The 26,235-nt window shown below is 62.3% G+C and carries 26 protein-coding genes and 1 tRNA gene; 14 read left to right on the plus strand and 13 right to left on the minus strand.

Annotation, left to right across the window (positions count from 1 at the left end):
* Position 1 precedes the first annotated feature (1 nt).
* Positions 2 to 952 (plus strand): alpha-E domain-containing protein, encoded by a 951-nt coding sequence (locus JV241A_RS07080; protein ID WP_045195278.1) that lies wholly within the window; start codon positions 2 to 4, stop codon positions 950 to 952.
* A complete protein-coding gene (locus JV241A_RS07085) occupies positions 949 to 1,746 on the plus strand; it encodes a transglutaminase family protein (protein ID WP_115085872.1) in 798 nt (265 codons plus the stop codon). The genes JV241A_RS07080 and JV241A_RS07085 overlap by 4 nt, the downstream gene beginning before the upstream one ends.
* Positions 1,747 to 1,749: 3 nt before the next feature.
* Here the strand turns inward: JV241A_RS07085 and JV241A_RS07090 are convergent, their stop codons facing one another.
* Positions 1,750 to 2,550: a cytochrome c gene (locus tag JV241A_RS07090; RefSeq protein ID WP_115085873.1), complete on the minus strand. Its 801-nt coding sequence runs from the start codon at positions 2,548 to 2,550 to the stop codon at positions 1,750 to 1,752.
* A gap of 548 nt (positions 2,551 to 3,098) precedes the next feature.
* Here JV241A_RS07090 and JV241A_RS07095 point away from each other — a divergent pair.
* Positions 3,099 to 3,827: an amidotransferase gene (locus tag JV241A_RS07095; RefSeq protein ID WP_115085874.1), complete on the plus strand. Its 729-nt coding sequence runs from the start codon at positions 3,099 to 3,101 to the stop codon at positions 3,825 to 3,827.
* Between the two features lie 9 nt (positions 3,828 to 3,836).
* Here the strand turns inward: JV241A_RS07095 and JV241A_RS07100 are convergent, their stop codons facing one another.
* The 3 genes from JV241A_RS07100 to JV241A_RS07110 form a co-directional block, all read right to left on the minus strand.
* Complete coding sequence (locus tag JV241A_RS07100; RefSeq protein WP_115085875.1) at positions 3,837 to 4,808, minus strand: magnesium and cobalt transport protein CorA; 972 nt, start codon at positions 4,806 to 4,808, stop codon at positions 3,837 to 3,839.
* Positions 4,809 to 4,873: 65 nt separating this feature from the next.
* Positions 4,874 to 5,596 carry a 1-acylglycerol-3-phosphate O-acyltransferase gene (locus tag JV241A_RS07105; RefSeq protein ID WP_115085876.1) on the minus strand — a complete coding sequence of 241 codons (723 nt, stop codon included), beginning with the start codon at positions 5,594 to 5,596 and terminating at the stop codon, positions 4,874 to 4,876.
* Between the two features lie 122 nt (positions 5,597 to 5,718).
* Positions 5,719 to 6,408 carry a crotonase/enoyl-CoA hydratase family protein gene (locus tag JV241A_RS07110; protein WP_115085877.1) on the minus strand — a complete coding sequence of 230 codons (690 nt, stop codon included), beginning with the start codon at positions 6,406 to 6,408 and terminating at the stop codon, positions 5,719 to 5,721.
* Positions 6,409 to 6,698: 290 nt separating this feature from the next.
* On the opposite strand from JV241A_RS07110, the gene JV241A_RS07115 reads away from it, so the two are divergent.
* Positions 6,699 to 6,788, plus strand: a tRNA-Ser gene (locus tag JV241A_RS07115).
* A 71-nt stretch (positions 6,789 to 6,859) separates the two neighbouring features.
* Complete coding sequence (locus JV241A_RS07120; RefSeq protein ID WP_115085878.1) at positions 6,860 to 7,375, plus strand: hypothetical protein; 516 nt, start codon at positions 6,860 to 6,862, stop codon at positions 7,373 to 7,375.
* 247 nt (positions 7,376 to 7,622) lie between these two features.
* Here JV241A_RS07120 and JV241A_RS07125 read toward each other — a convergent pair whose 3' ends face one another.
* Together JV241A_RS07125 and JV241A_RS07130 are read right to left on the minus strand one after the other, a co-directional pair.
* Positions 7,623 to 9,752, minus strand: a complete 2,130-nt coding sequence (locus tag JV241A_RS07125; protein ID WP_134061743.1) for a TonB-dependent siderophore receptor — start codon at positions 9,750 to 9,752, stop codon at positions 7,623 to 7,625.
* A gap of 224 nt (positions 9,753 to 9,976) precedes the next feature.
* Positions 9,977 to 10,357, minus strand: a complete 381-nt coding sequence (locus tag JV241A_RS07130) for a hypothetical protein (RefSeq protein WP_115085880.1) — start codon at positions 10,355 to 10,357, stop codon at positions 9,977 to 9,979.
* Positions 10,358 to 10,817: 460 nt separating this feature from the next.
* On the opposite strand from JV241A_RS07130, the gene JV241A_RS07135 reads away from it, so the two are divergent.
* Genes JV241A_RS07135 through JV241A_RS07155 form a run of 5 tightly spaced genes read left to right on the plus strand, consistent with a single transcriptional unit; the run spans position 10,818 to position 17,153 of the window.
* The gene (locus JV241A_RS07135; RefSeq protein WP_134061745.1) at positions 10,818 to 12,281 is read left to right on the plus strand and encodes a serralysin family metalloprotease; all 1,464 of its coding nucleotides are present in this window, start codon (positions 10,818 to 10,820) and stop codon (positions 12,279 to 12,281) included.
* A gap of 51 nt (positions 12,282 to 12,332) precedes the next feature.
* On the plus strand, positions 12,333 to 12,713 hold the full coding sequence (locus tag JV241A_RS07140) for an AprI/Inh family metalloprotease inhibitor (protein ID WP_134061747.1): 381 nt from the start codon (positions 12,333 to 12,335) through the stop codon (positions 12,711 to 12,713).
* Between the two features lie 49 nt (positions 12,714 to 12,762).
* Positions 12,763 to 14,505: a type I secretion system permease/ATPase gene (locus JV241A_RS07145; RefSeq protein ID WP_134061749.1), complete on the plus strand. Its 1,743-nt coding sequence runs from the start codon at positions 12,763 to 12,765 to the stop codon at positions 14,503 to 14,505.
* Positions 14,502 to 15,800, plus strand: coding sequence for an HlyD family type I secretion periplasmic adaptor subunit (locus JV241A_RS07150; RefSeq protein WP_134061751.1), 1,299 nt, complete (start codon positions 14,502 to 14,504; stop codon positions 15,798 to 15,800). Before JV241A_RS07145 ends, JV241A_RS07150 begins: the two co-directional genes overlap by 4 nt.
* Before the next feature lie 24 nt (positions 15,801 to 15,824).
* Positions 15,825 to 17,153 (plus strand): TolC family outer membrane protein, encoded by a 1,329-nt coding sequence (locus JV241A_RS07155; RefSeq protein WP_166675667.1) that lies wholly within the window; start codon positions 15,825 to 15,827, stop codon positions 17,151 to 17,153.
* Here JV241A_RS07155 and JV241A_RS07160 read toward each other — a convergent pair.
* Positions 17,150 to 18,343, minus strand: coding sequence for an MFS transporter (locus JV241A_RS07160; protein ID WP_115085886.1), 1,194 nt, complete (start codon positions 18,341 to 18,343; stop codon positions 17,150 to 17,152). The two genes, JV241A_RS07155 and JV241A_RS07160, sit on opposite strands and share 4 nt — an antisense overlap.
* A gap of 106 nt (positions 18,344 to 18,449) precedes the next feature.
* On the opposite strand from JV241A_RS07160, the gene JV241A_RS07165 reads away from it, so the two are divergent.
* Positions 18,450 to 19,337, plus strand: coding sequence for a LysR family transcriptional regulator (locus JV241A_RS07165; protein ID WP_134061753.1), 888 nt, complete (start codon positions 18,450 to 18,452; stop codon positions 19,335 to 19,337).
* Between the two features lie 6 nt (positions 19,338 to 19,343).
* On the opposite strand, the gene JV241A_RS07170 is transcribed toward JV241A_RS07165, so the two are convergent.
* Positions 19,344 to 20,093 carry a 3-oxoacyl-ACP reductase family protein gene (locus JV241A_RS07170; RefSeq protein WP_115085888.1) on the minus strand — a complete coding sequence of 250 codons (750 nt, stop codon included), beginning with the start codon at positions 20,091 to 20,093 and terminating at the stop codon, positions 19,344 to 19,346.
* Positions 20,094 to 20,216: 123 nt separating this feature from the next.
* Between JV241A_RS07170 and JV241A_RS07175 the strand changes: the two genes are divergently transcribed.
* A complete protein-coding gene (locus JV241A_RS07175; protein ID WP_115085889.1) occupies positions 20,217 to 21,149 on the plus strand; it encodes a LysR family transcriptional regulator in 933 nt (310 codons plus the stop codon).
* A 135-nt stretch (positions 21,150 to 21,284) separates the two neighbouring features.
* Here the strand turns inward: JV241A_RS07175 and JV241A_RS07180 are convergent, their stop codons facing one another.
* Together JV241A_RS07180 and JV241A_RS07185 are read right to left on the minus strand one after the other, a co-directional pair.
* The gene (locus tag JV241A_RS07180; protein ID WP_115085890.1) at positions 21,285 to 21,767 is read right to left on the minus strand and encodes a transcription elongation factor GreAB; all 483 of its coding nucleotides are present in this window, start codon (positions 21,765 to 21,767) and stop codon (positions 21,285 to 21,287) included.
* A 4-nt stretch (positions 21,768 to 21,771) separates the two neighbouring features.
* A complete protein-coding gene (locus JV241A_RS07185; RefSeq protein ID WP_134061755.1) occupies positions 21,772 to 22,158 on the minus strand; it encodes a hypothetical protein in 387 nt (128 codons plus the stop codon).
* Positions 22,159 to 22,280: 122 nt separating this feature from the next.
* Here JV241A_RS07185 and earP point away from each other — a divergent pair, with 122 nt between their 5' ends.
* A complete protein-coding gene (gene earP, locus JV241A_RS07190) occupies positions 22,281 to 23,414 on the plus strand; it encodes an elongation factor P maturation arginine rhamnosyltransferase EarP (protein ID WP_134061757.1) in 1,134 nt (377 codons plus the stop codon).
* Positions 23,415 to 23,462: 48 nt separating this feature from the next.
* The gene (locus tag JV241A_RS07195) at positions 23,463 to 24,035 is read left to right on the plus strand and encodes an elongation factor P (RefSeq protein WP_038994110.1); all 573 of its coding nucleotides are present in this window, start codon (positions 23,463 to 23,465) and stop codon (positions 24,033 to 24,035) included.
* 68 nt (positions 24,036 to 24,103) lie between these two features.
* Here JV241A_RS07195 and JV241A_RS07200 read toward each other — a convergent pair whose 3' ends face one another.
* The 3 genes from JV241A_RS07200 to JV241A_RS07210 all read right to left on the minus strand — a co-directional run bounded on the left by JV241A_RS07200 (position 24,104) and on the right by JV241A_RS07210 (position 26,134).
* Positions 24,104 to 24,532, minus strand: coding sequence for an organic hydroperoxide resistance protein (locus tag JV241A_RS07200; RefSeq protein WP_115085893.1), 429 nt, complete (start codon positions 24,530 to 24,532; stop codon positions 24,104 to 24,106).
* A 127-nt stretch (positions 24,533 to 24,659) separates the two neighbouring features.
* A complete protein-coding gene (locus tag JV241A_RS07205) occupies positions 24,660 to 25,121 on the minus strand; it encodes a MarR family transcriptional regulator (protein WP_115085894.1) in 462 nt (153 codons plus the stop codon).
* Between the two features lie 56 nt (positions 25,122 to 25,177).
* Positions 25,178 to 26,134, minus strand: a complete 957-nt coding sequence (locus tag JV241A_RS07210) for a LysR family transcriptional regulator (RefSeq protein WP_134062053.1) — start codon at positions 26,132 to 26,134, stop codon at positions 25,178 to 25,180.
* Positions 26,135 to 26,235 lie beyond the last annotated feature (101 nt).

Consider the following 26,235-nt stretch of genomic DNA (forward strand, 5'->3'; position numbering starts at 1 on the left):
CATGTTGAGTAGAACTGCCTCCGATTTGTACTGGATGTCGCGTTACCTGGAGCGGGCGGAAAACCTCGCACGGATGCTCGATGTCAGCTATTCGCTGTCGCTGATGCCGCAGGACGGCCGCGGCGACGGCCTGGATGAAATGGCCATGCCGCTGCTGATCACCGGCACCCTCGACGATTACCTGGAGCGCCACGGCCAGTTGCATGCCGAGCGCCTGCTGCACTTCTTTGCCCTGGACCCGGAAAACCCGGCGAGCATCTACAGTTGCCTCGGCGCCGCGCGGGCCAGTGCCCATGCAGTACGTGGGCGGATTACCGCCGACATGTGGGAAAACATCAACGCCACCTGGCTCGAGATTCGCGGTATTGCCGAGCAGGGCCTGGGCCGCTATGGCATGAGCCGTTTCTGCGAGTGGATCAAGGAACGCTCGCACCTGTTCCGGGGGGCCACCTACGGCACCATCATGCGCAACGACGCCTTTCGCTTCATTCGCCTGGGCACCTTCATCGAGCGCGCCGACAACACCCTGCGCCTGCTCGATGCCCGCTACGAAATGCTCGGCGACGAGGCCGAGGCGGTCAGCGACAGTTCGGCGCGGGGTTACTACCAATGGAGCGCCTTGCTGCGTGCGCTGTCGTCGTTCGAGGCCTACACCGAGATCTACCGTGATGCACCGGCCGCCCGCCATGTTGCCGAGCTGCTGCTGTTGCGCGCCGACGTGCCGCGCTCGCTGCGTGCCTGCACCGAGGAAATCGACCTGATCCTCGCCAGCCTGCCCGGTGGCAACGGCCGCCCGGCCCAGCGCCTGGCCGCCGAGGTGGACGCACGCCTGCGCTACACCTCGATTGATGAAATCCTCGCCGAGGGCCTGCACCCCTGGTTGACCCATTACATTCCGCTGGTGCGTGAGTTGGGTAATGCCATTCACAGTGCCTACCTGGAGGCCGTATGAGACTGACCATTAGCCACGAAACCGCCTACCACTACGAAGACCAGGTTCGCGCCAGCATCCAGTACCTGCGCCTGACTCCCCACGACAGCGAGCGCCAGCAGGTGCTCAGTTGGCAGCTGGACCTGCCGCGGCCGGTGCGGGCGCAACTGGACCCGTTCGGCAACATCCTGCATGTGCTGAGCCTGGAGGAGCCGCATTCGGACCTGGTCATCGGCGCTCGCGGGCTGGTGGACATCGATGAACGCCGTGAGGCTGAACACGAACTGCAATCGCCGCTGCCGTTCCTGCGCTTCACCCGTCTGACCGAGGCCGACGAAGCGCTGCGCGCCTTCGCCAGCCAGCAATGCCGCAAGCGGCGTGACCGCTCGGCGTTGATCGAATTGATGAATGCCTTGAATCAGCGCATGGCCTACCGGCCCGGCAGTACCGCTGTAGACACCAGTGCAGCACAGGCTTTCGCCGGCGGGGCAGGGGTCTGCCAGGATCACACCCATGCCTTTCTGGCGTGCGTGCGCAGCCTGGGTGTACCGGCGCGTTACGTGTCCGGCTACCTGTTCGACAGCAACAGCCAGCAAATGGCCAGCCACGCCTGGGCCGAAGCCTGGCTGGAGGATGCCTGGTACAGCTTTGATGTCACCAACCAACTGGCCCGGCCCGAACGGCACCTGAAGCTGGCGGTGGGCCTGGACTACCTGGATGCCTGTCCGGTGCGCGGCATGCGCCGGGGCGGCGGTTTCGAGCAAATGCACGCCAAGGTGCTGGTGACCCCGACCCTCAACGCCCAGCAGCAGTGAGCCTCAGGGTTTGCGCGTGGCCATGTGGCTCAGGTACGCAAGCAGCGCGTCCAGCTCGCCGTCGCTGATGACCGCTTCGGTAAACCCGGGCATCTTCGCCTGGGGCCACTGGCGCAGGCTTTGCGGGTCACGGATATAGCGCTGGAGAAAATCGGCCTGGAAGTACTCGGTCGGGTTGTGCGGCAGGTTCAGGTCCGGTCCGAACTGGGCGTCACCGGCGCCGTTGAGGCGATGGCAGGCCAGGCAGTTCTTCTGGAACACGGCAAAGCCTTGACTGATCGGGTCATTGGCCGCCAGGCCGGGCGCCGGGCGCATGGCCGGGAAGCGCTCGGCTACTGCGGCCAGGCGGCGAATGCTGGCAACCTGGAAAGGCCACTGCTCGGGGCTGATGCGCCCGGCTTGCGGGTTACTCCAGACCAGATAGAAGGGCCCGGCGCCGGGTTTGCCCTTGGCCAGTGGTGGCCAGGGCTGTGCGGGGTCTTCAATGGCCAGCCAGGCCCGGGCGGGACCGTCCTGGAGCAAAGGCGCGGCCGGCATCTCGGCGGCGAAGCCATCCAGCGCTACCGCTTGCAGGTGATCCTCAGCCTGGACACCCTGCAGCAAGGCAGCCAGCGGCACTGCGCGGTAATGCATGGTCCTTTTGTAGGAAACATCGTTGTCGATCTGAATGTCCTGCGCCAGCGGATGTCTGAGTAACTCGGCGCTCTGCCATTGACGGCTGCCAGTGCCCAGGTCCAGGGTCAGTTGCGCCGCCTGCAGGGGCAGGCAGAGCAGGGCAAGCAGCAAGGTAAGGCAATGGCGCATGGGCAGTCTCCAACCATCAAGGTCGGCAGATTACCTGCACACAACCGGCTTGTGCCAGGCACAAACCAGGGGAGGAGGGCATGTCGCTCAGCCGAACAGGCGTGAAAGGTTCGGCAGGATCAACAGCAGCGTGGTGGCGAAAAGAATGAGCCCGGCTTGACGTACTTTGTGTTGTTTGAACATGGCTGACCGCCTTTTTGTTGTTATTCCTGAGTGCCCAGAGGCTTCCTTGTCATTGATCTGGCGAACATGATTTGACGCAGCGAAGCATTAAGACGCGAACCGTTGCTAATGGGTATACAGCTAACCTTAGGGTCAACGTCACCCGTGTTTTAGAACGCTTTAATCTGTACTTATTCAGTTACAAGTTGTTTTGGCTATGAGGCCTTTGGCCATCCTGCAGCATTCCCCTTGCTAGACGCTTGCAGCACATCAGCAAGTGGATCCACAACTGATGACCGTTCGTCCGAGCATCATACTTGCCTGCGCGCCTTATTCGGGGCAGGCTTTACGGGGCAATCCCGCCTTTGTCGTTCAGGACTATTTATATGTCGCTACGCATCTGCATCCTGGAAACCGACGTCCTGCGACCGGAGCTGGTCGAGCAGTATCAGGGCTACGGACGGATGTTCGAGCAGCTGTTCAGCCGCCAGCCAATCGCCGCCGAGTTTCGCGTCTACAACGTGTTGAACGACGAGTACCCCGATGATGACCAGGTGTTCGATGCCTACCTGGTCACTGGCAGCAAGGCCGACTCGTTCGGTGATGATCCGTGGATTCAGAAGCTCAAGACGTTCCTGTTGGAGCGCTACCAGCGTGGCGACAAATTACTCGGCGTTTGTTTTGGTCATCAGTTGCTGGCGCTGCTGCTGGGCGGCAAGAGCGAGCGCGCGCACCAGGGCTGGGGGGTGGGTACCCACCGTTATGTGATGAACGCCAAGGCACCGTGGATGAGCCCACAGGTTGAAGAACTGACCCTGCTGATCAGCCATCAGGACCAGGTCACCCGCTTGCCGGAAAACGCCACGGTGATTGCCTCCAGCGATTTCTGTCCCAACGCGGCCTATCACATCGGTGACCAGGTGCTGTGCTTCCAGGGCCACCCGGAATTCATTCACGACTATTCGCGGGCGCTGCTCGAGCTGCGCCAGCACAACCTTGGCCAGGAGGTGTACCGCAAGGGCATCGACAGCCTGGCGCACGAGCACCAGGGCAGCACGGTGGCCGAATGGATGATGCGCTTTGTGGCGCACAAACCTCAGGGCAGCTCGGCCTGAGGCCTGCCGTTACAGCCAGCCGGAGCGCTTGAAGCTGGCATACAGCGCCGTGCAGCCCACGGCGATCCCGCCCAGCACGGCAAAGTAGCCGTAATGCCAGGTCAGTTCCGGCATGTTCTGGAAGTTCATCCCGTAGATCCCCGCCACCGCCGTGGGAAATGCCAGGATCGCCGCCCAGGCGGCGAACTTGCGCTGCACGATGCTCTGGCGTGACGACTCCAGCAACATGCCGATCTCGATGGTCTGGCTGGCGATATCGCGAATCCCGGCCAGGTCTTCCATCTGTCGGGTGACGTGGATCTGCACATCGCGAAAATACGGGCGCATGTTCTTGTCGATGAAGGGGAAGGTCAGGCGCTGCAGCTCTTCGCTGACCTCGACCATCGGTGCCACGTAGCGGCGCAGGCGCAGGATGTCGCGGCGCAGGCTGTGGATGCGCTGGATGTCCTCTTCCTTGAGCGAACCGCTGAGCACGCTTTGCTCCAGCTCCTCGATCTCGCCATGAATGGCTTCGCTGACCGGTTGGTAGTTCTCGGTGACGAAGTCGAGCAGGGCGTAGAGCACGAAGTCCTCACCGTGTTCGAGCAGCAGCGGCCGCGCTTCGCAGCGCTGGCGCACCAGGGCATAGGATTTCGAGTGGCCGTTACGCGCGGTGATGATGTAGCCATTGCCGGCGAAGATATGGGTTTCGATGAACTCCAGTTTGCCTTCGTGGCGCACCGGCGAGTAGGTGACGATGAACAGGGCGTCGCCGAAGGTCTCGAGCTTGGGCCGGCTGTGCTTTTCCAGCGCGTCCTCGATGGCCAGTTCATGCAGGTTGAACTGGCGCTGCAGGTTGGCCAGCTCCTGGGCGTTGGGCTCTTCCAGGCCGATCCAGACGAAATGACCGGGTTTGCTTGCCCATTGGCTGCCTTCATCAAGGCTGATATTGGTGACTTTTCTGCCGGCGCTGTACACCGCCGCCGCAACGACTCGACCCATGGTTGTCCACTTCTTCTGTTAACCGTGCCAGTAGCTTGGTCTGACCGGCACGATTCGGCAACCGTTCACGCCTGGGCCAGTTCACCTTCCATGCGATCGATGCAGTGTTGCATCTGCAGGCGGCACTGCTCGGCCAGGGCCGGCACATCCTGCTGGGTCAGGCCGCTGGTGGCGATCGGCGCCAGCGAACGGATGATCACCTTGCTGCGACGCCAGCCGTTGAGCTTCAGGCGGCTGGCATAGCGGCTGACGCACACCGGCACGATCGGCACACCCGCCTCGACGGCCATGTGGAAGGCCCCCTTCTTGAAGGTGATCAGGTGCTCGCCGGCATTGCGCGTGCCTTCGGGGAACACCCAGATCGAGGTGTCGTCTTCGCTCAGGGTGCGGGTGGTGGTCTGCATTGCCCGGCGCGCCTGGTAGGCGTTGCCGCGGTCGACCAGCACGTTGCCGCCCAGCCAGAACAACTGGCCGAACAGGGGGACCCATTTCAGGCTCTTTTTGCCGATGCACACGGTGCGCCGCGGCACCACATGACCCAGCACGAACAGGTCGTAGTTGGACTGGTGGTTGGCGATGATCACGCAGCCCGGCGGCTGATCGAACAGCGGGCCGACCTCGGCCTTGATCTCGAGGCGCATCAGCCAGGTGGCGGGCAGCCCATAAAGGCGTGCACAGATTCGGCTGTTGTCCGGGTTGAACGGTCGGCACAAGCCAACCAGCACACCGAGAACACCGGCCAGGAGAAAATGCAGCCCCAACAGGAACATGCGGATAATAAAAAGCATCGTACGACTCACACCAGGCAAACGCGGCGCAGTGTACGGGTGTGCACTTCTATCGGCAAACGCTCATTGGGGTGGGGTAGGCCTGATTACACAAATAGTTGCAATCAGGCCTTGGTAGGGGGTCAGCCCAGGTGTTCCTGGTCGCGGATGATGGCGTCGTCGAGGATGTCGAGCAGCGCTTTGCGCACTTTGAGCTTGGTGTGCTTGTGGGCGTTCATGTTGATCTTCTTCAACTGGCGGGCCGCTGTCAGCGCAGCTTCCTGCAGCTGTTCGACCGGCACTACCTTGTCGAGGAAACCGGCGTCGACGGCGCTGGCCGGGTCGAACATCTCGGCATTGATCACCGAACGGTGGAACGCCGAGCGGCGCAGGCGATCGCGGGCCAGTTCGATGCCGGCGTGGTGCATGGTCATGCCGATCTGCACTTCATTGAGGCCAATGCTGAACGGGCCTTCGACGCCGATGCGGTAGTCGGCCGAGAGCAGCAGGAATGCGCCTTTGGCCACCGCGTGGCCCGGGCAGGCAACGATGACCGGGAACGGGTGCGAGAGCATGCGTCGGGCCAGGGTGGAGCCTGCGGTGACCAGGCTGACGGCTTCTTTCGGGCCTGCGGTCATGACCTTCAGGTCGTAGCCGCCGGAGAGAATGCCCGGCTGGCCGGTGATGATTACCACCGCGCGGTCCTGCGCGGCCTGGTCGAGGGCGGCATTGAAGGCCTTGATGACGTCGGGCGAGATAGCGTTGACCTTGCCGTTGTTCAGGGTCAGGGTCGCAATGCCGTCTTCGAGGTGGTAGGTAATCAGCTCACTCATGACAGGGTTCCTTAAGGGGGAGTGGGGCAGACGTTACTCAGGCAAGTGCCCGAGGTAAAGCGCTGTGACTGACTGACCGGTCAGCTTGCAGGTCCGCTTGCTCGTCCTGACGGGAGTGCGTTAATCCGGGCTGCCAAAGCACGCCAGAGAATGGCGGCTTTGCCCTCTGTGCCGGGGTTTTTTGATTAAATGGCTTAAGCGCATGAATATTCTGAAAAAAACCTTTGCCATCAGAACCTCTTTCGACTACATTAGCGCGCCTCGACAGGCTGAACTGCTTGGCGAGAACCGGTGAAGTGTCCGAGTGGCTGAAGGAGCACGCCTGGAAAGTGTGTATACAGGAAACTGTATCAAGGGTTCGAATCCCTTCTTCACCGCCACATCTAGAAAAGCCCCCGACCTGAACAAGGCCGGGGGCTTTTTGTTTTGCCCATGAAAAAGGATGTTTCAGATGCTCAAAGAAGTATTCAGCAAGCAGCAGATTCTCGCCGCCGAGCAGTTGTTGGCCCTGATCAGCCCATCGGCCGAGATGACCCGCCAGCACATTCAGGCGCTGCGCGAAATCGAGCTGGATGAAGATGAGGTCGAAGAGTTCGAGGACGACCCGCAGCAGTTGATGTGGATCGTCAAGGATGTGGCTGACTGGGAATCGGTGTATTTCGTCGACTGGAAGGACACCGAGTCGTTTGTGCAGAGCGTGCGGCAGTTGGCCGAGGCGCGTGATGCCGAGGTTACCTTCGGTGTTGAAGATGCGGAGGATGAAGACTTCCTCGACGACACCACGGTGCCCGAGCTGATGGTCACGGCCCACGACGAACTGCACAAGCAGGGCCTGGTGCTGTGGAACTGGTCCACCGACAGTGACTGCTACAGTGGCTTCATCACCACCAGGGACGTGGCGGCGCAGCTGGTTGCGTTGGGTGAGGTGCTGGAAGTGGAAATTCGCGAGGGTAGCGAACCATTCTGACGGCGGTGCTTGGTGGGAGCTGGCTTGCCAGCGATGAGGTCAGTGCAGTCTGCACATCAGGTGCTGCCTGGACTACGACCGCTTCGCGCAGCTCCCACAGGTCCGGCGGCGTACGCAGATTCATTGTGGGAGCTGGCTTGCCAGCGATGGGGCCAGTGCAGCCAGCACATCATGCGCTGCCTGGATTACGACCGCTTCGCGCTCGATCGCTGGCAACTCCAGCTCCCACAGACCCGCGATGAGGGCCTCAGAAACTCACAGAAGCCGAAACCCGCGCTGTCCGTGGCGCCCCCTGAAACAGATAACCATCCCCCAGATACTCGCCGGCATCGCGCCAGTAGCGCTTGTCGAAGACGTTATCCACCATCAGCCGCAGCACCGTGTCATAGCCGCCAACCTTGGTGCTGTAGCGGCTCCCCAGATCGACAACCGCATAGCTGCCGACCTCCACCGTACCGGCCTGGTTGGCGTATTTGCTGGCGCTGTAGCGGGCGCCTCCGAGCAGGGCCAGGCCCGGGATCGGCAGGCTGTAGTCGGCCTGAATGGCGGCGCGAAAATTCGGCACGTTCAGCGCTTGATGGTCTTCGTGGTCAGCCGTGCCGCTGTTCTTGACCCGTGCACGGATTGCCGCAGCGCTGGCATTGATCTGCAGGTTGGAGGTGAGCCAACCGCTGGCGCCCAGTTCCAGGCCGATGTTCTTTTGCTGGCCTTGCTGTACATAAGTGAAATTGCCTGCGCCGTCAGGTTGCGAATACTGGTAGGCCTGACGCAGCTGGAACAAAGCTGCGCTCAGGCTCAGGCGTTGCCAGTCGCGCTTGATGCCGACTTCCAGTTGGTGGGACAGGGTCGGCGCAAGAATCTCGGCAGTGTTTGTGGCGAACCACGGCGCCGTGCCACCGGATGACAGGCCCTTGCTATAGCTGGTGTACAGGGAGATATCCGGGCGCGGCTTGTAGATCAGCGCGGCATTGGGCAGCAGTTGATAGTCGCGGGTATGGCGGCCTGGGCTGCCATCTTCGGCAAAGGTCTTCTCATCCAGACGCACCAGGCGCGCGCCCAGCACGGTCTGCCATTGTTCGTTGAAGCTGATCCGGTCGCTGGCGAATATCCCGTACTGGCGGCTGTCGAGCCTGCGGGTGCTGTGGCCCGGGGTCTTCTCGGACGGCTCCAGCGCCGGCGTTTGTTGATAGATGTTGCCGCTGCCGATCCACTCGTTGAAGTAAGGGCGCTGGTCGAGCGTACGGCGCTGGGCGCTGGCGCCGATGGTCAGCTCATGCCCCATGCCCAGGGTATCGAAGCGGCCATTGAGCGCCCCCTGTGCCTCATCTGTGCGGCGGGTATCGTCAGGGCTGCGGTAGTCGTAGATGTCATAGTCGCCTGCCTCGCTGAAGTAGGCGCCTTCGCTGGAGCCCCAGGCAAACGAACTGTAGTCATCGATCACCACCTTGCTGCGCGAAGCACTGACGCTGCCCGTCCAGTTGTCGCTGAAGCGATACTCGAAGCGCCCGCCAAGGTTCAGCGAGTCGATCGTTACCGGGTTGGCCCAGTGCTGGTAGGCCAGGCGGTCATGCGGGTCGATGCCGTGGGGCAGGCTGTTGCCACCCAGCAACTGATAGCCCGGCACCGAACGCTGTTCACGCTGCTGGTACTCGGCATCCAGTTGCAGCACCGCATCGGGGTTGATTTGCCAGTCGAAGGCCAGGGACGCGAAGTCGCGCTTGCCGTCAGCGTGATCGACGTAGGAGCGGATGTCTTCGTGGGCCAGGTTGGCGCGCAGGCCGAACTGGCGTTCGCTGCCGAACCAGCCGCCCAGGTCGGTCGCAATGTAGCGTTCACCCTGCTCGTTGCTCGACACCGTGACCGTGCGCACATCCTCCGGGCGCTTGGTCACGTAGTTGATCAGCCCGCCCGGTTCCGACACGCCGCTCTGCAAGCCCGAGAGGCCCTTGAGCAACTCGACCTGCTGCTTGTTCTCCAGTGCCACGTTCTGCTCACCGGCGATGGTCTGGCCGTTGATCTTGTAGCTGCTGGCGGCATTGAGTTCAAAGCCGCGTACATTGAAGTTCTCGTAGTAGCCGATCGGTGCGTAGCTTTCGCCCACCGAGGCATCGCTTTGCAGTACTTCGCTGAGCTTGCGCACCTGACGATCAGCCAGCAATTGCTCGCTGAACACTGCAATCGATGCCGGAGTATCCAGGAGCGGCGCTGGCTGCCAGCCGCCGACCGCGGCTTCCCGGGCCTGATAGCCCTCGCTGTAGGCCTCCGATACCTGCACCGGCGCCAGGGTGATGCTGTCCTGGGCCAGGCTGTGCGAGGCCGGCATTGCCAGGCTCAGGCCGAGCAGGTGCAGGGACAGGCGAGGGCGGGGCAAGGTCATGCAGGAGCTCCTTGAAGGCGAACGCGGACGCGCCGTTATTGATCGGCTGCTGTCCGATAGGGCTTTTTGCCCGATGGGTAGAGGGGGACTAGCCCGGGCACTGGTAACCCGCCCGGTATTGCGCCGGGCAGGCGGGGGCGCAATCTTAGCAGGGGCGACCGGCTGGCGGTGCCCCTGTTTTCAATCGGCTTCTACTGCTCTGTACGAGCGAGGGCGGCGCGGATTCACCCGTTCGCCGCCGTCTGGGCGTGTCGCCGCCAGTTGCCGTCGATTTTCGACCAGGTCTTCTTGTCGGTGATGGCCATCAGCTTGCGACCATCTTTGAACGTGGCCAGGAAGGTCACCTCTTCTTCCTTGCCACCTAGCCAGAGGCCGGCGATCAGTCCGACCGGACCCGCCACCAGGGCGCCGGCCATGCCCCAGCCAAGCGCACTGCTGAGGCTGCGACTGGATTCCTGATTGGCAACGATCAGATCGGAAATGCGGGTAAGGGCGATCTTCTCGCCGGGTGAAGGGCTGCGGGCGGTCTTGAGTGTGAGCGATCCGTTGCGGTACTCGCCTTCACCTTGCAAGAAATCGCCGGATTGAACCGTGAGTCTTGTCATAGTGGCGTCCAGGTTGAAAGGGCTATTGACCAATCCCTACTCAGCGCCAGGGTTCGGCACAAGTCAATGGCCAGGCGACGGAGGGTCACCGCCGAGTTGTCGCAAAAAAGTAAAGACGTAGATCCGCTGAAGGATAACGGCATGTCGCATTCTTATAATTAAAGTTCGGTTTCTCAACTAAAGCTGCTCGGTCGACTTTCGTCTATGGGCGCGATTTTAGTTGGGCTCGATATATCACCGTTTGCGCAAATTGTTGCGGAGGGCGCTAAATCAAGGCTTCTGAATTGTAGGACAATAAACAAGTAGTGTTATTGAAAATTGGCGTCAAAAAAAGCTGGACAGTTCAATTCCTGGTGTGTCAGTTTTTCCCCGCCTCATTCAGGCGAGTGATGGGACGATCTCGCCGCGGGAGCGTCCTGTCGGACAACAACTGCTTTTTTGTAAACAAGGAAGTGTCTGTATGTCGAAAGTCAAAGAAAGCGCTATTGTTTCAGCTGGCTCTGTATTGCAACCGCACGGTGCAAGTTCCGCTTACAGCCTGATCAATAGTTTCGGCCATCAATATGATCGCGGCGGCAGTGCGACAGTCAATGGCAAACCTTCGTTCTCGGTCGACCAGGCCGCTACCCAGTTGCTGCGCGATGGCGCCGCCTGGAAGGACCTGAACAAGGACGGCACCATCAACCTGACCTATACCTTCCTGACCAAGGCACCTGTTGGCTTCGACAGTCAGGAACTGGGCTCGTTCAGCGCCTTTTCCGGCCAGCAGAAGGCTCAGGCCAAACTGTCCATGCAGTCCTGGGCAGACGTGGCCAAGGTGACCTTCAAGGAAGGTGCGTCAGGCGGCGACGGTCACATGACCTTCGGCAACTACAGCGACGGCAGCACCGGTGGCGCGGCATTTGCCTATCTGCCGTTCGACCGCCCGGGTTCGCACAAGGGTGAATCCTGGTACCTGATCAACAACCAGTACCAGGCCAACGTCAACCCGGAGAACGGCAACTACGGCCGCCAGACCCTGACCCACGAGATCGGCCACGTGCTCGGTCTGTCCCACCCGGGCGACTACAACGCCGGGGAAGGCTACCCAACCTACGCCGATGCAACCTACGGCCAGGATACCCGTGGCTACAGCGTCATGAGCTACTGGGGCGAGAGCAACACCAGCCAGAACTTCACCAAGGGCGGCGTGCAGGTGTACTCCTCGGCGCCACTGATGGATGACATCGCGGCGATCCAGAAACTCTACGGTGCCAACTACGCGACCCGCTCCGGCGATACCGTATACGGCTTCAACTCCACCGCCGACCGCGATTTCTACTCGGCCACCTCGGCCTCGTCGAAAATCGTCTTCTCGGTGTGGGACGGTGGCGGCAACGATACCCTGGACTTCTCCGGTTTTACCCAAAACCAGAAGATCAACCTCAATGACGCGTCGTTCTCCGACGTTGGCGGCATGGTCGGCAACATTTCCATTGCCAAGGGCGCGATTGTCGAGAACGCCATCGGCGGTTCGGGCAATGACCTGCTGATCGGCAACGCCGTGGCCAACGAGCTCAAGGGCGGTGCCGGCAACGACATCATCTACGGCGCCGGTGGTGGCGACAAACTCTGGGGTGGTGCCGGTTCCGACACCTTCGTCTTCGCTGCCAGCAGCGATTCGACCCCGAGCAATCCCGACCGGATCATGGATTTTGTCAGCGGTCAGGACAAGATCGATCTGTCGGCCATCTCGGCCTTTGCTGTCAACAAGCTGCCGCTGCAGTTCGTTGATGCCTTTACCGGGCATGCCGGCGAGGCGGTACTGAGCTTCGATCAGGCAAGCAACCTCGGTAGCCTGTCGATCGACTTCACCGGCAACAGCCTGTCTGATTTCCTGGTGACTACTGTAGGTCAGGCAGTCGCCACGGATATCGTGGTCTGATAGCAACCTGAAAGGGCGGCGCTCATGCGCCGCTTTTTCTGAGGCGGGCAGATGATGGCTTTCAAGCGAATGATCGCGCTCGGCGCGATTCCCCTGATGTTGATGACCGAGGTCGGTATGGCAAGCAGCCTGATACTCCCCACTCCCGCGCAACTGGCCGGTGAATGGACGCTTTACCCCGAAGACAATCGGGCCGCGGGCTGTGAGTTGCAATTGGACGCATCGCAAACCTTGCGTGGCGACCTGAAATGCGCACAGAAACTGATCGGCAAGCGCCAACGTCCCAGCGGCTGGCTGCCGACTCCCGATACCCTGGCCTTGATGGGCGGCAGCGGCACTGCATTGGTGCACTTCAACCGTTATAAGCCCGGTATCTTCAAATGGACTTCAGCGAGCGGAAAGACACTGTTATTGGAACGTAAGAATAAATAATAAAACCTTGTAGGCAATTGCCGATTTTTCAGGGATAGAAAGGCGGACAATGAACAGGCCGACTAATAAGGCCGGTGCGCCCTTGTGGGCAGCACTGGCAGATCACAAGTCCACGCTTCTGAGTGTGGGTTGTTTTACCGCGTTGATTAATCTCCTCATGCTGGTGCCCTCGATTTATATGCTGCAAGTGTATGATCGGGTACTTTCTTCGCAAAACGAAACAACCCTGTGGATGCTGACCTTGATGGTGGTCGGTTTCTTTGTGTTTATTGGTGCGCTGGAAGCAATCCGCAGTTTCATTGTTATCCGTGTCGGCAACCAGCTGGAACAGGGCTTCAACCTGAACGTGTACCGGGCCGCCTTCGAGCGCAACTTGCGTCAGGGCGATGGCCAGGCAGGGCAAGCACTTAACGACCTGACCCAGGTGAGGCAATTTGTCACCGGCCCGGCGTTGTTCGCCTTCTTTGACGCGCCCTGGTTTCCGATTTATCTGGCGGTGATTTTTCTGTTCAACGTCTGGCTGGGCGTCTTGGCCTGTGCCGGGGCGTTGCTGTTGATTGCCCTGGCGGTGCTCAACGAACGCCTGACCCACAAGCCGCTGGTCGAAGCCAGCGGTTTCCAGCAGCAGTCCACGCACCTGGCCAGCAGCCAGTTGCACAACGCCGAGAGCATCCAGGCCATGGGCATGCTCGGTGCCTTGCGCCAGCGCTGGTTCGCCTTGCATTCGCGCTTTCTGACCTTGCAGAACCAGGCCAGCGATACGTCGGCAGTGATCACCGCGGTCAGCAAGTCGCTGCGCCTGTGCCTGCAATCGCTGGTGCTGGGGCTGGGCGCCTTGCTGGTGATCGAGGGGCAGATGACCCCGGGCATGATGATCGCCGGCTCCATCCTCATGGGGCGGGTACTTAGCCCGATCGATCAGCTGATTGCGGTGTGGAAGCAGTGGAGCGGGGCGCACATGGCCTATCAGCGTCTCGATGGTCTGTTGCGCGAGTTTCCTGAACCGCCAGCACCGATGGCCTTGCCGGCGCCAAGCGGGCGCCTGGGTTTCGAGCAGGTCAGCGCCGGGCCGCCCGGCAAGCGTGTGGCCACCTTGCAGCAGATCAGTTTCAACCTTGGCGCCGGGGAAGTGCTCGGCGTTTTGGGAACCTCCGGCTCGGGCAAGTCGACCCTGGCCAAGGTGCTGGTTGGCGTCTGGCCGACCCTGGGCGGTACCGTGCGCCTGGACGGCGCCGACCTGCACCGCTGGGATCGCGAGGCCCTGGGCCCGCATATCGGTTACCTGCCACAGAACATCGAACTGCTGCGCGGCAGCATTGCCGAGAACATTGCCCGGTTTGCCGATCTGGATGGCCACAAGGTGGTCGAGGCCGCGCGCCAGGCCGGCGTGCATGAGCTGATCCTGCGCCTGCCGCAAGGCTATGACACGCGTCTGGGCGAAGACGGCGGCGACCTGTCCGGCGGGCAGAAACAGCGCATCGCCCTGGCCCGAGCCCTCTACGGCGGGCCGAGCCTGATCGTGCTCGACGAACCCAATTCCAACCTCGACACCAGTGGCGAGGCGGCGCTGGCCACCGCCATTGCGCAGATGAAAGCCCAGGGCCGCACCGTGGTACTGGTCACCCACCGCTCGGCAGCCCTTGCCCAGGCCGACAAGCTGCTGGTGCTCAGCGAGGGCCGGATGCAGGCCTTTGGGCCGGCGCATGACGTGATGCAGGCCCTGAGCCGCGCCCAGGAACAGGCCCAACGTCAACCCGCCAATGCCGCGCTGGCAACCGGAGGTGGCGTATGAGTCAGGTAGATAAAGGCCGCGGCGCGCGTTTTTACGTGCGACTGGGCTGGCTGCTGACCCTGGTCGGCTTTGGCGGCTTCATTGCCTGGGCAACCCTGGCACCGCTCGATCAAGGCATCGCCGTGCAGGGCACGGTGGTGGTATCCGGCAAGCGCAAGGCGGTGCAGTCCCTGGCCGGTGGCGTGGTCAGCCGCATCCTGGTCAGTGAAGGCCAAATTGTTAAGCAGGGGCAGCCGCTGTTTCGCCTCGACCAGACTCAGGTCCAGGCCGATGTGCAATCGCTGCAGGCCCAGTACCGGCTGGCCTGGGCCAGCCTGGCGCGCTGGCAGAGCGAGCGCGATAACCTCGGCGAAATCGTCTTCCCGGCCGAGCTCAGCAACAATCCCGACCCGCAGTTGAGCCTGGTGTTGGAGAGCCAGCGTCAGCTATTCAGCAGCCGCCGTGATGCCCAGGCCCGCGAACAGGCGGGGCTGACCGCGAGTATCGACGGTGCAGTCGCCCAGTTGGCCGGCATGCGCCGCGCCCGTGGCGACCTGCAGGCCCAGGCCGATTCATTGCGTGAGCAACTGGAGAACCTCAAGCCGCTGGCCAGCCAGGGTTACATTCCGCGCAACCGCTTGCTGGAGTATCAGCGGCAGTTGTCCCAGGTCCAGCGTGACCTGGCGCAGAACAGCGGCGATAGCGCACGGCTTGAGCAGGGCATCGTCGAGTCGCGGCTCAACCTGCAGCAACGCCGCGAGGAATACCAGAAAGAGGTGCGCAGCCAGCTGGCCGAGGCGCAACTGAAAAGCGTGACCTTGGAGCAGCAACTGACCTCGGCTGGTTTCGACCTGCAGCACAGCGAGATTCTTGCCCCGGCCGACGGCATCGCGGTCAACCTCGGCGTGCATACCGAGGGCGCAGTGGTGCGCGCCGGTGAAACCTTGCTTGAGGTGGTCCCCCAGGGCACTGCCCTGGAAGTCGAAGGGCGCCTGCCGGTCAACCTTGTGGATAAAGTCGCGGTGCAGCTGCCTGTGGATATCCTCTTCACCGCCTTCAACCAGAGCAGCACGCCGCGGGTAGCGGGCGAGGTGGCGCTGATTTCCGCCGACCAGCTGCTCGACGACAAGACCGGCCAGCCGTACTACGTCCTGCGCAGCACGGTCAGCGAACAGGCACTGGCGCGCCTCAACGGCTTGGTAATCAAACCGGGCATGCCCGCCGAACTGTTCGTGCGTACCGGCGAGCGCTCGATGCTCAATTACCTGTTCAAACCCCTGCTCGACCGGGCAGGCACCGCGTTGACCGAACAATAAGGAAGCCCGTGCATGAAAAGCTTGATGACCGGGCTGCTGGCGGCGTTCGCCCTGACAACAGGGGCGGGCGCGCAGGCCATGGGGCCGTTTCAGGTGTATGAACAAGCGCTGCGCAAGGACCCGGTGTTCCTCGGTGCGCTCAAGGCCCGCGAAGCCGGGCAGGAAAACCGCGCCATCGGCCGCGCCGGCTTGCTGCCGAGCCTGTCGTACAACTACAACAAGGGCCGCAACGACTCCAAGGCTCGCTATCTGGGCGATTCGCGGCGCGAGGATGAAGACCGCCACTACAACAGCTACGGTTCCACCTTCATCCTCCAGCAGCCGTTGCTCGACTACGAGGCCTATGCCAGTTACCGCAAGGGGGTGGCCCAGGCGCTGTTTGCCGATGAGGAGTTTCGTGGCAAAAGCCAGGAGCTGCTGGTCCGGGTGATGACCAGTTATACCCAGGCGCTGTTCGCCGAAGACCAGATCAGCATCAGCGTGGCCAGCAAGCAGGCCTATCAACAGCAGTTCCAGCAGAACCAGCAACTGTTCCAGCAGGGTGAGGGCACCCGTACCGATATTCTCGAAGCCCAGGCCCGCTTTGAGCTGGCCGACGCCGAGGAGATCCAGGCACGCAACGATCAGGATGCGGCCCTGCGCGAGTTGGGTGCGCTGATTGGCGAGCCATCAGCGCGCATCGACGAACTGGCGCCGCTCAACGACGGTTTTGCCCTGTTGACGCTGCAACCGGCGACCTATGAGGCTTGGCATGAGCTGGCCCTGGCCAACAACCCGCAACTGGCGTCCCAGCGTCAGGCCCTGGAAGTGGCCGAGTACGAAGTGGAGCGCAACCGCGCCGGGCATCTGCCCAAGGTGACGGCCTACGCCACGTCGCGACAAATGCAGTCCGACAGTGGCAACACCTACAACCAGCGCTACGACACCAACACCATCGGCATCGAAGTCAGCCTGCCGTTGTTTGCCGGCGGCGGGGTGTCGGCGGCCACCCGTCAGGCCAGCCGCAACCTGGAGCAGGCCGAGTACGAACTGGACGGCAACACCCGGACAACCCTGATCGAGCTGCGCCGTCAGTACAACGCCTGTCAGTCCGGCGTCAGCCGCCTGCGTGCCTATCAGCGGGCGCTGACATCGGCCGAGGCGCTGGTGCAATCGACCCGCCAGAGTGTGCTCGGTGGCGAACGGGTCAACCTCGATGTGCTCAATGCCGAGCAGCAACTGGCGACCACCCGCCGCGACCTGGCCCAGGCCCGCTACGACTACCTGCTGGCCTGGATCAAACTGCATTACTACGCCGGGACCTTGCGCGAAGAGCACCTGGCCCGGGTCGATGAAGCGTTCGTGCGCCGTTAGGCGGTGCGCAGGCGCAAGACGCGCTGGCGTTCTGCCAGGCCCCAGACCAGCAGGGCCAGGGCGCCGATGCTCAGGCCGGCGATGACGATGCCGTCCCAGCCATGACGCTGGAACAGTTGCGTACCGAGCAGCGAGCCAAGGGCGCCGCCGATGAAATAGCAGGTGATATAGCCGGCATTCAGGCGGTTGCGGGCTTCCGGGCGCAGGACAATCACGGCGTTCTGGTTGCTCACGTGCACCAGTTGAACTGCCAGGTCGAGCAACAGGACGCCGATCAGCAATGCCGCCAGCGAAGACTGGGCGTAAGCCAGCGGCACCCACGACAGCAGCAGTGCCAGCAAACCGACCGTGGTACCCAGCGGGCCTTTGCCCCGATCGGCCAGGCGCCCGGCCCAGTTGGCCGCCAGGGCACCGGCGGCGCCGGCCAGGCCGAACAGGCCGATCACCGCATCGGAGTAATGGTACGGCTCGACTGACAGCAGGAAGGCCAGCGGCGTCCAGAACAAGGCGAACAGGCTGAAGGACAACAGGCCCAGCAACGAGCGCAGGCGCAGGATCGGCTCGTCCACGAACAGGCGGAACACCGAACCGAGCAGCGCCGGATAGCTGAGCCCGGCATGCTGATGACGCTCGGGCAGGGCGCGGAACAAGGCGATCGCCGACAGCCCCATCAGTGCCGCTGCCAGCAGGTAGATGCTGCGCCAGCTGCCGAGCTCGGCCATGAACCCGGCGGCGGTGCGCGCCAGCAGGATGCCCAGCAGCAATCCGCTCATCAGGGTGCCAACCACCCGCCCGCGTTGCGACGGCTCGCTGAGGCCTGCAGCCATGGGCACCAGCACCTGGGCGACTACCGAGAACAGGCCGGTGAGGGTGGTACCGATCAGCAGCCACGCCAGGTTTGGCGAAAACGCGCTGATCAGCAGGCCCAGGGTGCTGATGGCAATCATGCTGACGATCAGTTTGCGTTGTTCGAACAGGTCGCCCAGTGGTGCCAGCAGCAACAGGCCGGCGCCATAGCTCAGTTGTGCAGCGATGACGATGGCCCCGGCGCTGGCGGTGGTCAGGCCAAAATGTTCGGCGATGCTGTGCAGCAAGGGTTGTGCGTAGTAGTTGCTGGCGACGGCAAGGCCCGTGGCGGTCGCCATCAGCAGAATCAGGCCGCGGCTCAGGGAATGGGTGGCAGAGGTCATGGACCGTCTCGATCAGTGGCAGTTGGGAAGTGACAGTATCGGAAATGCGCTAGCATGACGCCAATACATCGTTTTCATTCTATCCATCTTGAAAATAGATCAACCCATGAACCTCAAGCAGATTGAGTATGCCCTGGCGGTGGTCGACACCGGCAGCTTCACCCGAGCCGCCGAACGCTGCCATGTGGTGCAGTCGGCCTTGAGTCATCAGATTGCCCGGCTGGAAGAGACCCTCGGCGTCAGCCTGTTCGAGCGCAGTTCGCGGCGCGTGCGCCTGACGCCGGCTGGCGAAGCTTTCGTGCAGAGCGCTCGGCCAGCACTGGAGGCCACCCGGCGAATTGCCGAAGATGTTGCCGCGGCCTGTGGTGAAGTGCGGGGGCAATTGTCCATCGGCGAGATCACCTCGCTGACCGAGTTGGACCTGGTCGACCTGCTGGCCGATTTTCATGCTCAGCACCCGTCGGTGGATATCCGCTGGCTGATGGCCAAGAGCGAATTGCTGACTGCCGATGTGCGCGAGCGGCGGCTGGACGTAGGATTTATCGGAGTCTGGCCGGGCGAGCGGCTGGAGGGCGTCGAGTACCGCCTGCTGGCCGAAGAAGAGCTGGTGGCGGTCATGGCCGTCGAGCATCCGTTGGCGGGCGCGGCGCGTGTGTCCCTGGCCGATCTCGAAGCGCAGCCGCTGGTGGATTTCCCGGCTGGTAGCGGCGCCCGCCGGCAAACCGACGAGGCCTTTACCGCTGCAGGGGTGCGCCATCGGGTGCAGTTTGAAGTGACCAATATTCGCCTGGTGGAAAAGTTCGCCAAGCGCGGTCTGGCGGTTGGCCTGGTGCCGGCGCGGATCGCCCGCTGCTTCAACGGCGTGGTGTCGGTGGCGGTTGAGGATGCGCCGGTGCGTCACGTGTATGCGATCTGGTCGACGCACCCGACCCCGGCCGCCAAGGCCTTTGTCCAGTTGATTGAGCAGCGCCTGGCGGGCAGGGACAGTCATTGACGTGCCTCAGGCGGCAAAGCCGCCATCGATGCTCAGGCTGGCGCCGGTAATGTAGGCCGCCTCCGGGCCGGCCAGGTAGGCGACGAAGCTGGCGATTTCGTCGACGTGGCCATAACGACCCACCGCCATGAAGCCCATCAGGCTTTCGGCGAACTCGCCCTGGGCCGGGTTCATATCGGTATCCACCGGGCCAGGCTGGACGTTGTTGATGGTGATGCCCAGTGGCCCCAGGTCACGGGCCAGGCCCCGGGTCAGGCCAACCAGCGCCGACTTGCTCATGGCATAGGGGCCGCCGCCGGCGAAGGGCATGCGCTCGGCATTGGTGCTGCCGATGTTGATGATCCGCCCGCCCTGGCCCATGTGCCGCGCGGCCGCTTGCGTGGCTACGAAGACGCTGCGCACGTTCACCGCCAGGGTGCGGTCGAAGTCCTCCAGGCTGAACTCCGCAAGCGGCCCCACCGCCAGTACTCCGGCGTTGTTGACCAGGATGTCCAGGCCACCGAAGGCTTCTGCAGTGCTTTGCACCGCCTGCTGCACGGCGCTGGCATCGGCGCTGTCGGCCTTGATGGCCAGGGCCTTGCCGCCGGCGGCGATGATGCTTTGCTGCAGGGCTTCGGCCTGGGCCGTGGCGTTGGCGTAGGTGAAGGCGACACTGGCGCCTTCGGCGGCCAGGCGTTTGACGATGGCCGCGCCGATACCGCGGGAACCGCCCTGGATCAGGGCTACTTTGCCGTGGAGGCTGGATTGGGTCGACATGCTGTGCTCCCGAAAGAACAAGGCCGGATGCCTTGGATGGGCTTCAGTATCGGCCGCTGATTACCCTGTCGGTAGCCAGTAATCGCTATAGTCTGTGTAAACCAGAAGTATGGAATCAACGGTATGGAATCCTTCAGCAGCATCGAGTGTTTTGTCCGCAGCGCCGAAGTTGGCAGCTTCGCCGAAGCGGCGCGGCGCCTGAGCCTGACCCCGGCGGCGGTGGGCAAGAACGTCGCGCGGCTGGAGGCGCGCCTGGGCGTGCGCTTGTTCCAGCGCAGCACCCGACGCCTGACCCTGACTGAGGCCGGGCAGCGTTTTCTTGAAGAGGTGGCGGCGAGTTTCCAGACCATCCAGTATGCCGTGGCTAACCTGGCCAGTGCCGAAGGGCAACCGGCCGGCACCCTGAAAGTGAGCATGGGCACGGTGTTCGGTCGCCTGTATGTCGTGCCGCTGTTGGCCGAGTTCTTGCGGCGCTACCCGGCGATCAGCCCCGATTGGCATTTCGATAACCGTCAGGTCGACCTGATCGGCCAGGGTTTCGATGCCGCCATTGGTGGCGGCTTCGATCTGCCCCAGGGCGTGGTGGCGCGCAAGCTGACTCCTGCGCACCGGATTCTGGTGGCGGCGCCGACGTATCTGCAGCAGCATCGGCCAATCACCCAGCCTGCCGATTTGCACGAGCTGGATGGCATTCTTATTCGTTCACCGCAGACCGGGCGCGTGCGCTCCTGGCCGCTGACCAGTCGCGAGCAAGAGCAGAGCCCGTTGGACCTGCGCTTGCGCATGACCATGAGTGATTCGGAGGCAGCCTGCGCGGCAGCGGAGCAGGGCCTGGGCGTAGCGCTGGTGAGCATGCCGTTTGCCGTGCCGTACCTGCAGGCCGGCCGGCTGTTGCGGGTGTTGCCGGACTGGTACGTGGATGACGGCAATATTTCGCTGTACTACGCCGAACACAAGCTGCTGCCGGGCAAGACACGGGTGTTTGTCGATTTTGTCATCGAGCAGTTTGCCCGGCAGGGGTTGGCGCAGCGCTTTGATGCGTTGGGCGCTTTATGAGGGGGCTGCTGTGCAGCCCATCGCCGGCAAGGCCGGCTCCCACAGTAAGGGCTCCTGCAGACCCCAGACTGGATCAGGGCACGCCGAACCTGTGGGAGCTGGCCTTGCCAGCGATGGAAGGCGCAGCCTTCCTGATCACAGAACCTTGAGGATGGAGTAATTCTGGGGTACCCCGCCAAGCACCAGGCTGACCTCATCCTCTTCAACCTTGCCGAGCAAACACTGACCCAGTGGCGAGCGCGGGGTGATCACCGTTACCAGTTGCTCGCCCTGGCCAATTTTCAGCCCCGCGCCTTCCGGGCCGAGGAACAACTGCTGGCAACTGCCGTTCTCTGCCTCGAGGGTCACCAGGTTGCTGACCTGAATGCCGCGTTGCGGGTCATAGTCGCGCAGCAACAACTGCTGGTACGCCGCCCGCGCCTGGCGGATTTCCTCCATGCGCCGGGCTTGCCCGGTGGCCAGGTACGAAGCTTCGAGGCCCAGGGTGTCGTACTTGTTCTCGGCGATGTTCTCTTCGGCGGTGGCCGCCTCATAGGCGGTTTGCGCCGCGCGCTGGGCGACGTCCAGGTCAAAGCTCAGTGTGTCGATGATGCGTTGCAGCAGGTCGGCTTTGGTCATGGGTTCAGTTACAGAATTCGAGAACGAGGGCGCGGCTTTTTTCTGTCGGCGCGGTGCGGTTCTGTTGCAGCCAGAACTGGCACTTGGGGTTGGACAGGTTGCGCAGGCTGCCTTGCGCCTGCTCTTCGGCCTGCTGTACTTCCTGGTTACGAAGGATTTGTTTGTATTGTTCGAACATCTGGTTTTGCGGGTCTGCCGTCGCCGGGGACGCCGGAGCAATGGCTGGCGGCGCAAGCACCTGGCCGATCGGCTGCAGCGTCGCTGGCAACAGGCGCCCGGCAAGCCACAGGCTCAGGGCAATGGCCACAGCGCCAAGCCACAGGCCCAGGGCAATGCACAGGATCAGTTGCAGCGGCTTTAGAGTGATCTTCAATTCGCGAGGGCGGGGCATGATGGCCTCCTGGCCAGGACACGGGCAGCCATTGTCGCATGGTGCAACGGGTTTTTTTCGTGCCACGCTTTTGTCTGCGATGATTTACCCGGACAATCGGCGCTTTTTCCAAGGGACCAGCGATGAAAACGCACTGGGACATCTTCTGTTGTGTCGTCGATAACTACGGCGACATCGGCGTGACCTGGCGCCTGGCCCGGCAGTTGGTGGCTGAGCAGGGCCTGGCGGTGCGCCTGTGGGTAGATGACCTGAAGGCGTTCGTGCGTATCTGTCCCGAAGCCCAGGCCGACGTTGCCCAGCAATGGCAGCAGGGCGTGGATGTGCGCCAATGGCCATCTGAATGGCAGGACACGGCGGTAGCCGATGTGGTGATTGGCGCTTTCGCCTGTCAGCTGCCACCTGCCTATGTGCAGGCCATGCTCGAACAACCCCGTGCGCCATTGTGGCTGAACCTGGACTACCTCAGCGCCGAAGACTGGGTCGAAGGTTGCCATGGCTTGCCGTCGCCCCAGGCCAATGGCTTGCGCAAGGTGTTTTTCTTTCCGGGCTTTAGCGCGAAAACCGGCGGCTTGCTGCGTGAGGCAAACCTGCTGTCACAGCGCGACGCGCTCCAGCAGGACCCGGCTGCACGCAAGGCATTTCTGCAGGGCCTGGGCGTAACGCCAGAAAACAATGCCCGGCTGATTTCGCTGTTCGCCTACGAAAACCCCGGCGTGGCCAGTTGGCTGGACGTGCTGGCCGCCGACAGCCGCCCCAACCACTTGTTGGTACCCGAAGGGCGCGTGCTGGGTGACGTTCAGGCCTGGCTTGGCGAACAGGCGCTGAGCGTGGGCAATATTGCCCGGCGCGGTGCGCTGACCGTGCAGATCCTGCCCTTCGTCAGCCAGGACGATTACGACCGGCTGCTCTGGTGCTGCGATTTCAATGCGGTGCGTGGCGAAGATTCTTTCGTCCGTGCGCAGTGGGCGGCACGGCCGCTGCTCTGGCATATCTATGTGCAGGAAGAATACGCCCACTGGGAAAAACTCGAGGCGTTTCTCGACCTGTACATCCTGGAATTGTCCGCCCCGGCGGGGGCTGCGCTGGTGCAATTGTGGCGAGCCTGGAACATGGACAGCGACATGGGCCAGGCCTGGCAAGAGGTGCTGGCGCACTGGGACGAACTGGACCGGCATGCCCGCCGCTGGAGCGCGGTACAGGCCGCTCAGCCGGACCTTGCCGCGGCGCTGGTACAGTTTTACCGAAATTGGCTATGATATGCGGCCTCGATTTTTGTAAATCCATCCAAATTCGGATATATCGCAATGAAAACTGGTAAAGAACTGAAACCCGGTACCGTGATCCGTATCGACAACGATCCATGGCTGGTTCAGAAGGCTGAGTTCACCAAGTCGGGCCGTAACAGCGCGATCATGAAGACCAAGCTGAAGAACCTGCTGACCGGCTACAAGACTGAAACCGTCTACTCGGCCGACGACAAGCTGGACGACGTGATCCTGGATCGCAAAGAAGCGACCCTGTCGTTCATCAACGGCGACACCTACACGTTCATGGACACCACTGACTACACCATGTACGAGCTGAACGCCGAAGACATCGAGGCCGTTCTGCCGTTCATCGAAGAAGGCATGGAAGACGTCTGCGAAGCAGTGTTCTTCGAAGAGCGCCTGGTTTCGGTTGACCTGCCAACCACCATCGTGCGTCAGGTTGACTACACCGAAGGTTCCGCTCGCGGCGACACTTCGGGCAAGGTCATGAAGCCAGCCAAGCTGAAGAACGGTACCGAGCTGAGCGTTGCTGACTTCATCGAAATCGGCGACTGGATCGAAATCGATACTCGCGAAGGTGGTTCCTACAAGGGCCGTGCCAAGGTCTAAGCCTGGCGTACCTGCGAAATCGAAAAACCCGGCCTTGGCCGGGTTTTTTTATGCCTGGAACTTGTCGATCAAACCGTCACATTCAGGCGCACGTCGACGTTGCCACGGGTGGCATTGGAGTACGGGCAGACCTGGTGGGCAGCTTCGACCAGCGTTTGCGCCTCAGCCTGTTCCAGGCCTGGCAGGTTGATGTTCAGGTCGATATCCAGGCCGAAACCACCCGGAATCTGGCCGATGCCAACCTTGGCGGTGATCGAGCTGTCTGCGGGCAGGGCTTTTTTCTGCTGGCCGGCGACGAACTTCAGGGCGCCGATAAAGCAGGCCGAGTAGCCGGCGGCAAACAGCTGCTCGGGGTTGGTGCCGTCACCACCCGCGCCGCCCAGTTCCTTGGGGGTGCTCAGCTTGACTTCCAGCTTGCCGTCGCTGGAACGCGAACCGCCGTCGCGGCCACCGGTGGATTTGGCTTCAGCAATGTACAGCGGAGTGACCTTTTGCATGTTGAGCCTCGCTTGTGAGTTGCGCCGTGGCGCTGAGTGGGTACGGAAATTAAATTAGCGCGCAATTATTTAGTGCGCAAGATAATTTTTCGGTCGACCTACGAACGGTCATTTCTCAGCATAGCGCTCAGAGGCTTTTTTGCAGGTTGGCGCGCAGCGCCAGCAAGTCGGCCTGCAGCTGTTGCAGGCGTTCGAGGTTCTCGCCGCTGGCGGCGAGGATGCAGTGCGGTACATCCTTTGCCCGGGCTTGCAGGGCGTGACCCTGCTCGGTCAACTGCACCAGTACTACCCGCTCATCTTCGCGGCTGCGGGTGCGCTTGAGCAGGCCTTCGGCTTCCAGGCGTTTGAGCAAAGGTGTAAGCGAGCCTGGATCGGTCAGCAGACGCTGGCTGATCTCTCCGACTGTCAAACCATCCTGTTCCCACAGCACCAGCATCGCCAGGTACTGCGGATAAGTCAGCCCGAGCTTGTGCAGCAGCGGCTTGTAGACCTTGGTCATCAGCAGCGAGGTCGAGTGCAGGGCAAAGCACACCTGGTTATCCAGGAGCAGTTCGTCGCAGGGAACAGGCGCTTTCGGGTCGGCGTTCATGCACATCCTTTATTTCGTTAAGTCCTTTAAATTTAGCACGCAGGTCATTAGCGCACTTACTGCCAGCGCAGCTCGCTTTGCAGCGCCAGGTCCCAGGGCGGAATCGGGCTGAAGCGGCTCTTGAGGAATTCGAGCAACAAACGGCTGCGAGAGTTCGTTTCATGTTCCAGGCGCAGGGCATAGATACCGCTGCTTTCGGCGCTGGGCAGGCCGTTGTCACAGAATAGCGGTAGTAATTCCCCACGCAGCAGGTATTCGCTGATCAGCCAGGTGGGCAGGTGAGCGATACCCAAGCCGGCGAGGGCGCCGAACAGCAGGGTTTCGGCATTGTTGGCGCTCATGCGCATGCGCGTCGGGCGGTACAGGCGCATTTGCCCGTCGGCCGCGAAGCGCCAGGCGAAGGGCGGGGCCAGGCCGTCCCAGTCCAGGCCGTCATGTTCGGGCAATTCAGCCGGGCTGGCGGGAATGCCGCGCTGGGCCAGGTAGGCGGGGCTGGCGCAGGCAATACGGACCATGTAGGCCAATGGCGTGGCGACCAGGCGGGTGTCTGCCAGAGGGCCGGCGCGCAACACCAGGTCGACTTCGCCCAGGTGCGAGCCGTGAAGGTCGACAAAGCTGTCGATCAGGCGCAGTTGCACGTCCAGCCCGGGATAGGCTACGAGAAAATCGGCGATAGCCGGGGCCAGGTGGCGGCGACCGAACGCGGCCGGTGCGTCGATGCGGATCAGGCCTTCCGGGGCGTTGCTCAGCGATACCGCTTCCGCGCGGGCCAGGCGCAGCTCTTCGACGATCCGTCGGGCGCGTTCGGCAAAGGCATTGCCGGCCGGAGTTGGCCGTACCGCATGGGTGCTGCGCACGAACAGGCGGCTGCCGACTGCGCTTTCCAGGGTGTCGATACGCCGCGCCACCGCCGAAGGCGTCAACGGATGACGCCGGGCGGTGGCGGAGAAGCTGCCGGTTTCCAGAACATCAAGAAACAGGCTGAGTTGTTCGGTCAGGGCATCGGGGTTCATGCTGCGAATCTGCTTTTGCGTAAATGGCACAGCCATTGTGCGTTGCTGTGCGTTTCCCCGCTAGCGCCAGCTCGGTAGCATGCAGCGATTGGCAATTCAGA

The sequence above is a fragment of the Pseudomonas sp. JV241A genome (genome assembly GCF_900275665.1).
Classification (GTDB): domain Bacteria; phylum Pseudomonadota; class Gammaproteobacteria; order Pseudomonadales; family Pseudomonadaceae; genus Aquipseudomonas; species Aquipseudomonas wadenswilerensis.

Excerpts from the sequence above, each read along its gene's own strand:
- JV241A_RS07080 (WP_045195278.1), top strand. The coding sequence starts at position 2 with ATGTTGAGTAGAACTGCCTCCGATTTGTACTGGATGTCGCGTTACCTG.
- JV241A_RS07085 (WP_115085872.1), top strand. The coding sequence starts at position 949 with ATGAGACTGACCATTAGCCACGAAACCGCCTACCACTACGAAGACCAG.
- JV241A_RS07090 (WP_115085873.1), bottom strand. The coding sequence starts at position 2,550 with ATGCGCCATTGCCTTACCTTGCTGCTTGCCCTGCTCTGCCTGCCCCTG.
- JV241A_RS07095 (WP_115085874.1), top strand. The coding sequence starts at position 3,099 with ATGTCGCTACGCATCTGCATCCTGGAAACCGACGTCCTGCGACCGGAG.
- JV241A_RS07100 (WP_115085875.1), bottom strand. The coding sequence starts at position 4,808 with ATGGGTCGAGTCGTTGCGGCGGCGGTGTACAGCGCCGGCAGAAAAGTC.
- JV241A_RS07105 (WP_115085876.1), bottom strand. The coding sequence starts at position 5,596 with ATGCTTTTTATTATCCGCATGTTCCTGTTGGGGCTGCATTTTCTCCTG.
- JV241A_RS07110 (WP_115085877.1), bottom strand. The coding sequence starts at position 6,408 with ATGAGTGAGCTGATTACCTACCACCTCGAAGACGGCATTGCGACCCTG.
- JV241A_RS07120 (WP_115085878.1), top strand. The coding sequence starts at position 6,860 with ATGCTCAAAGAAGTATTCAGCAAGCAGCAGATTCTCGCCGCCGAGCAG.
- JV241A_RS07125 (WP_134061743.1), bottom strand. The coding sequence starts at position 9,752 with ATGACCTTGCCCCGCCCTCGCCTGTCCCTGCACCTGCTCGGCCTGAGC.
- JV241A_RS07130 (WP_115085880.1), bottom strand. The coding sequence starts at position 10,357 with ATGACAAGACTCACGGTTCAATCCGGCGATTTCTTGCAAGGTGAAGGC.
- JV241A_RS07135 (WP_134061745.1), top strand. The coding sequence starts at position 10,818 with ATGTCGAAAGTCAAAGAAAGCGCTATTGTTTCAGCTGGCTCTGTATTG.
- JV241A_RS07140 (WP_134061747.1), top strand. The coding sequence starts at position 12,333 with ATGATGGCTTTCAAGCGAATGATCGCGCTCGGCGCGATTCCCCTGATG.
- JV241A_RS07145 (WP_134061749.1), top strand. The coding sequence starts at position 12,763 with ATGAACAGGCCGACTAATAAGGCCGGTGCGCCCTTGTGGGCAGCACTG.
- JV241A_RS07150 (WP_134061751.1), top strand. The coding sequence starts at position 14,502 with ATGAGTCAGGTAGATAAAGGCCGCGGCGCGCGTTTTTACGTGCGACTG.
- JV241A_RS07155 (WP_166675667.1), top strand. The coding sequence starts at position 15,825 with ATGACCGGGCTGCTGGCGGCGTTCGCCCTGACAACAGGGGCGGGCGCG.
- JV241A_RS07160 (WP_115085886.1), bottom strand. The coding sequence starts at position 18,343 with ATGACCTCTGCCACCCATTCCCTGAGCCGCGGCCTGATTCTGCTGATG.
- JV241A_RS07165 (WP_134061753.1), top strand. The coding sequence starts at position 18,450 with ATGAACCTCAAGCAGATTGAGTATGCCCTGGCGGTGGTCGACACCGGC.
- JV241A_RS07170 (WP_115085888.1), bottom strand. The coding sequence starts at position 20,093 with ATGTCGACCCAATCCAGCCTCCACGGCAAAGTAGCCCTGATCCAGGGC.
- JV241A_RS07175 (WP_115085889.1), top strand. The coding sequence starts at position 20,217 with ATGGAATCCTTCAGCAGCATCGAGTGTTTTGTCCGCAGCGCCGAAGTT.
- JV241A_RS07180 (WP_115085890.1), bottom strand. The coding sequence starts at position 21,767 with ATGACCAAAGCCGACCTGCTGCAACGCATCATCGACACACTGAGCTTT.
- JV241A_RS07185 (WP_134061755.1), bottom strand. The coding sequence starts at position 22,158 with ATGCCCCGCCCTCGCGAATTGAAGATCACTCTAAAGCCGCTGCAACTG.
- earP (WP_134061757.1), top strand. The coding sequence starts at position 22,281 with ATGAAAACGCACTGGGACATCTTCTGTTGTGTCGTCGATAACTACGGC.
- JV241A_RS07195 (WP_038994110.1), top strand. The coding sequence starts at position 23,463 with ATGAAAACTGGTAAAGAACTGAAACCCGGTACCGTGATCCGTATCGAC.
- JV241A_RS07200 (WP_115085893.1), bottom strand. The coding sequence starts at position 24,532 with ATGCAAAAGGTCACTCCGCTGTACATTGCTGAAGCCAAATCCACCGGT.
- JV241A_RS07205 (WP_115085894.1), bottom strand. The coding sequence starts at position 25,121 with ATGAACGCCGACCCGAAAGCGCCTGTTCCCTGCGACGAACTGCTCCTG.
- JV241A_RS07210 (WP_134062053.1), bottom strand. The coding sequence starts at position 26,134 with ATGAACCCCGATGCCCTGACCGAACAACTCAGCCTGTTTCTTGATGTT.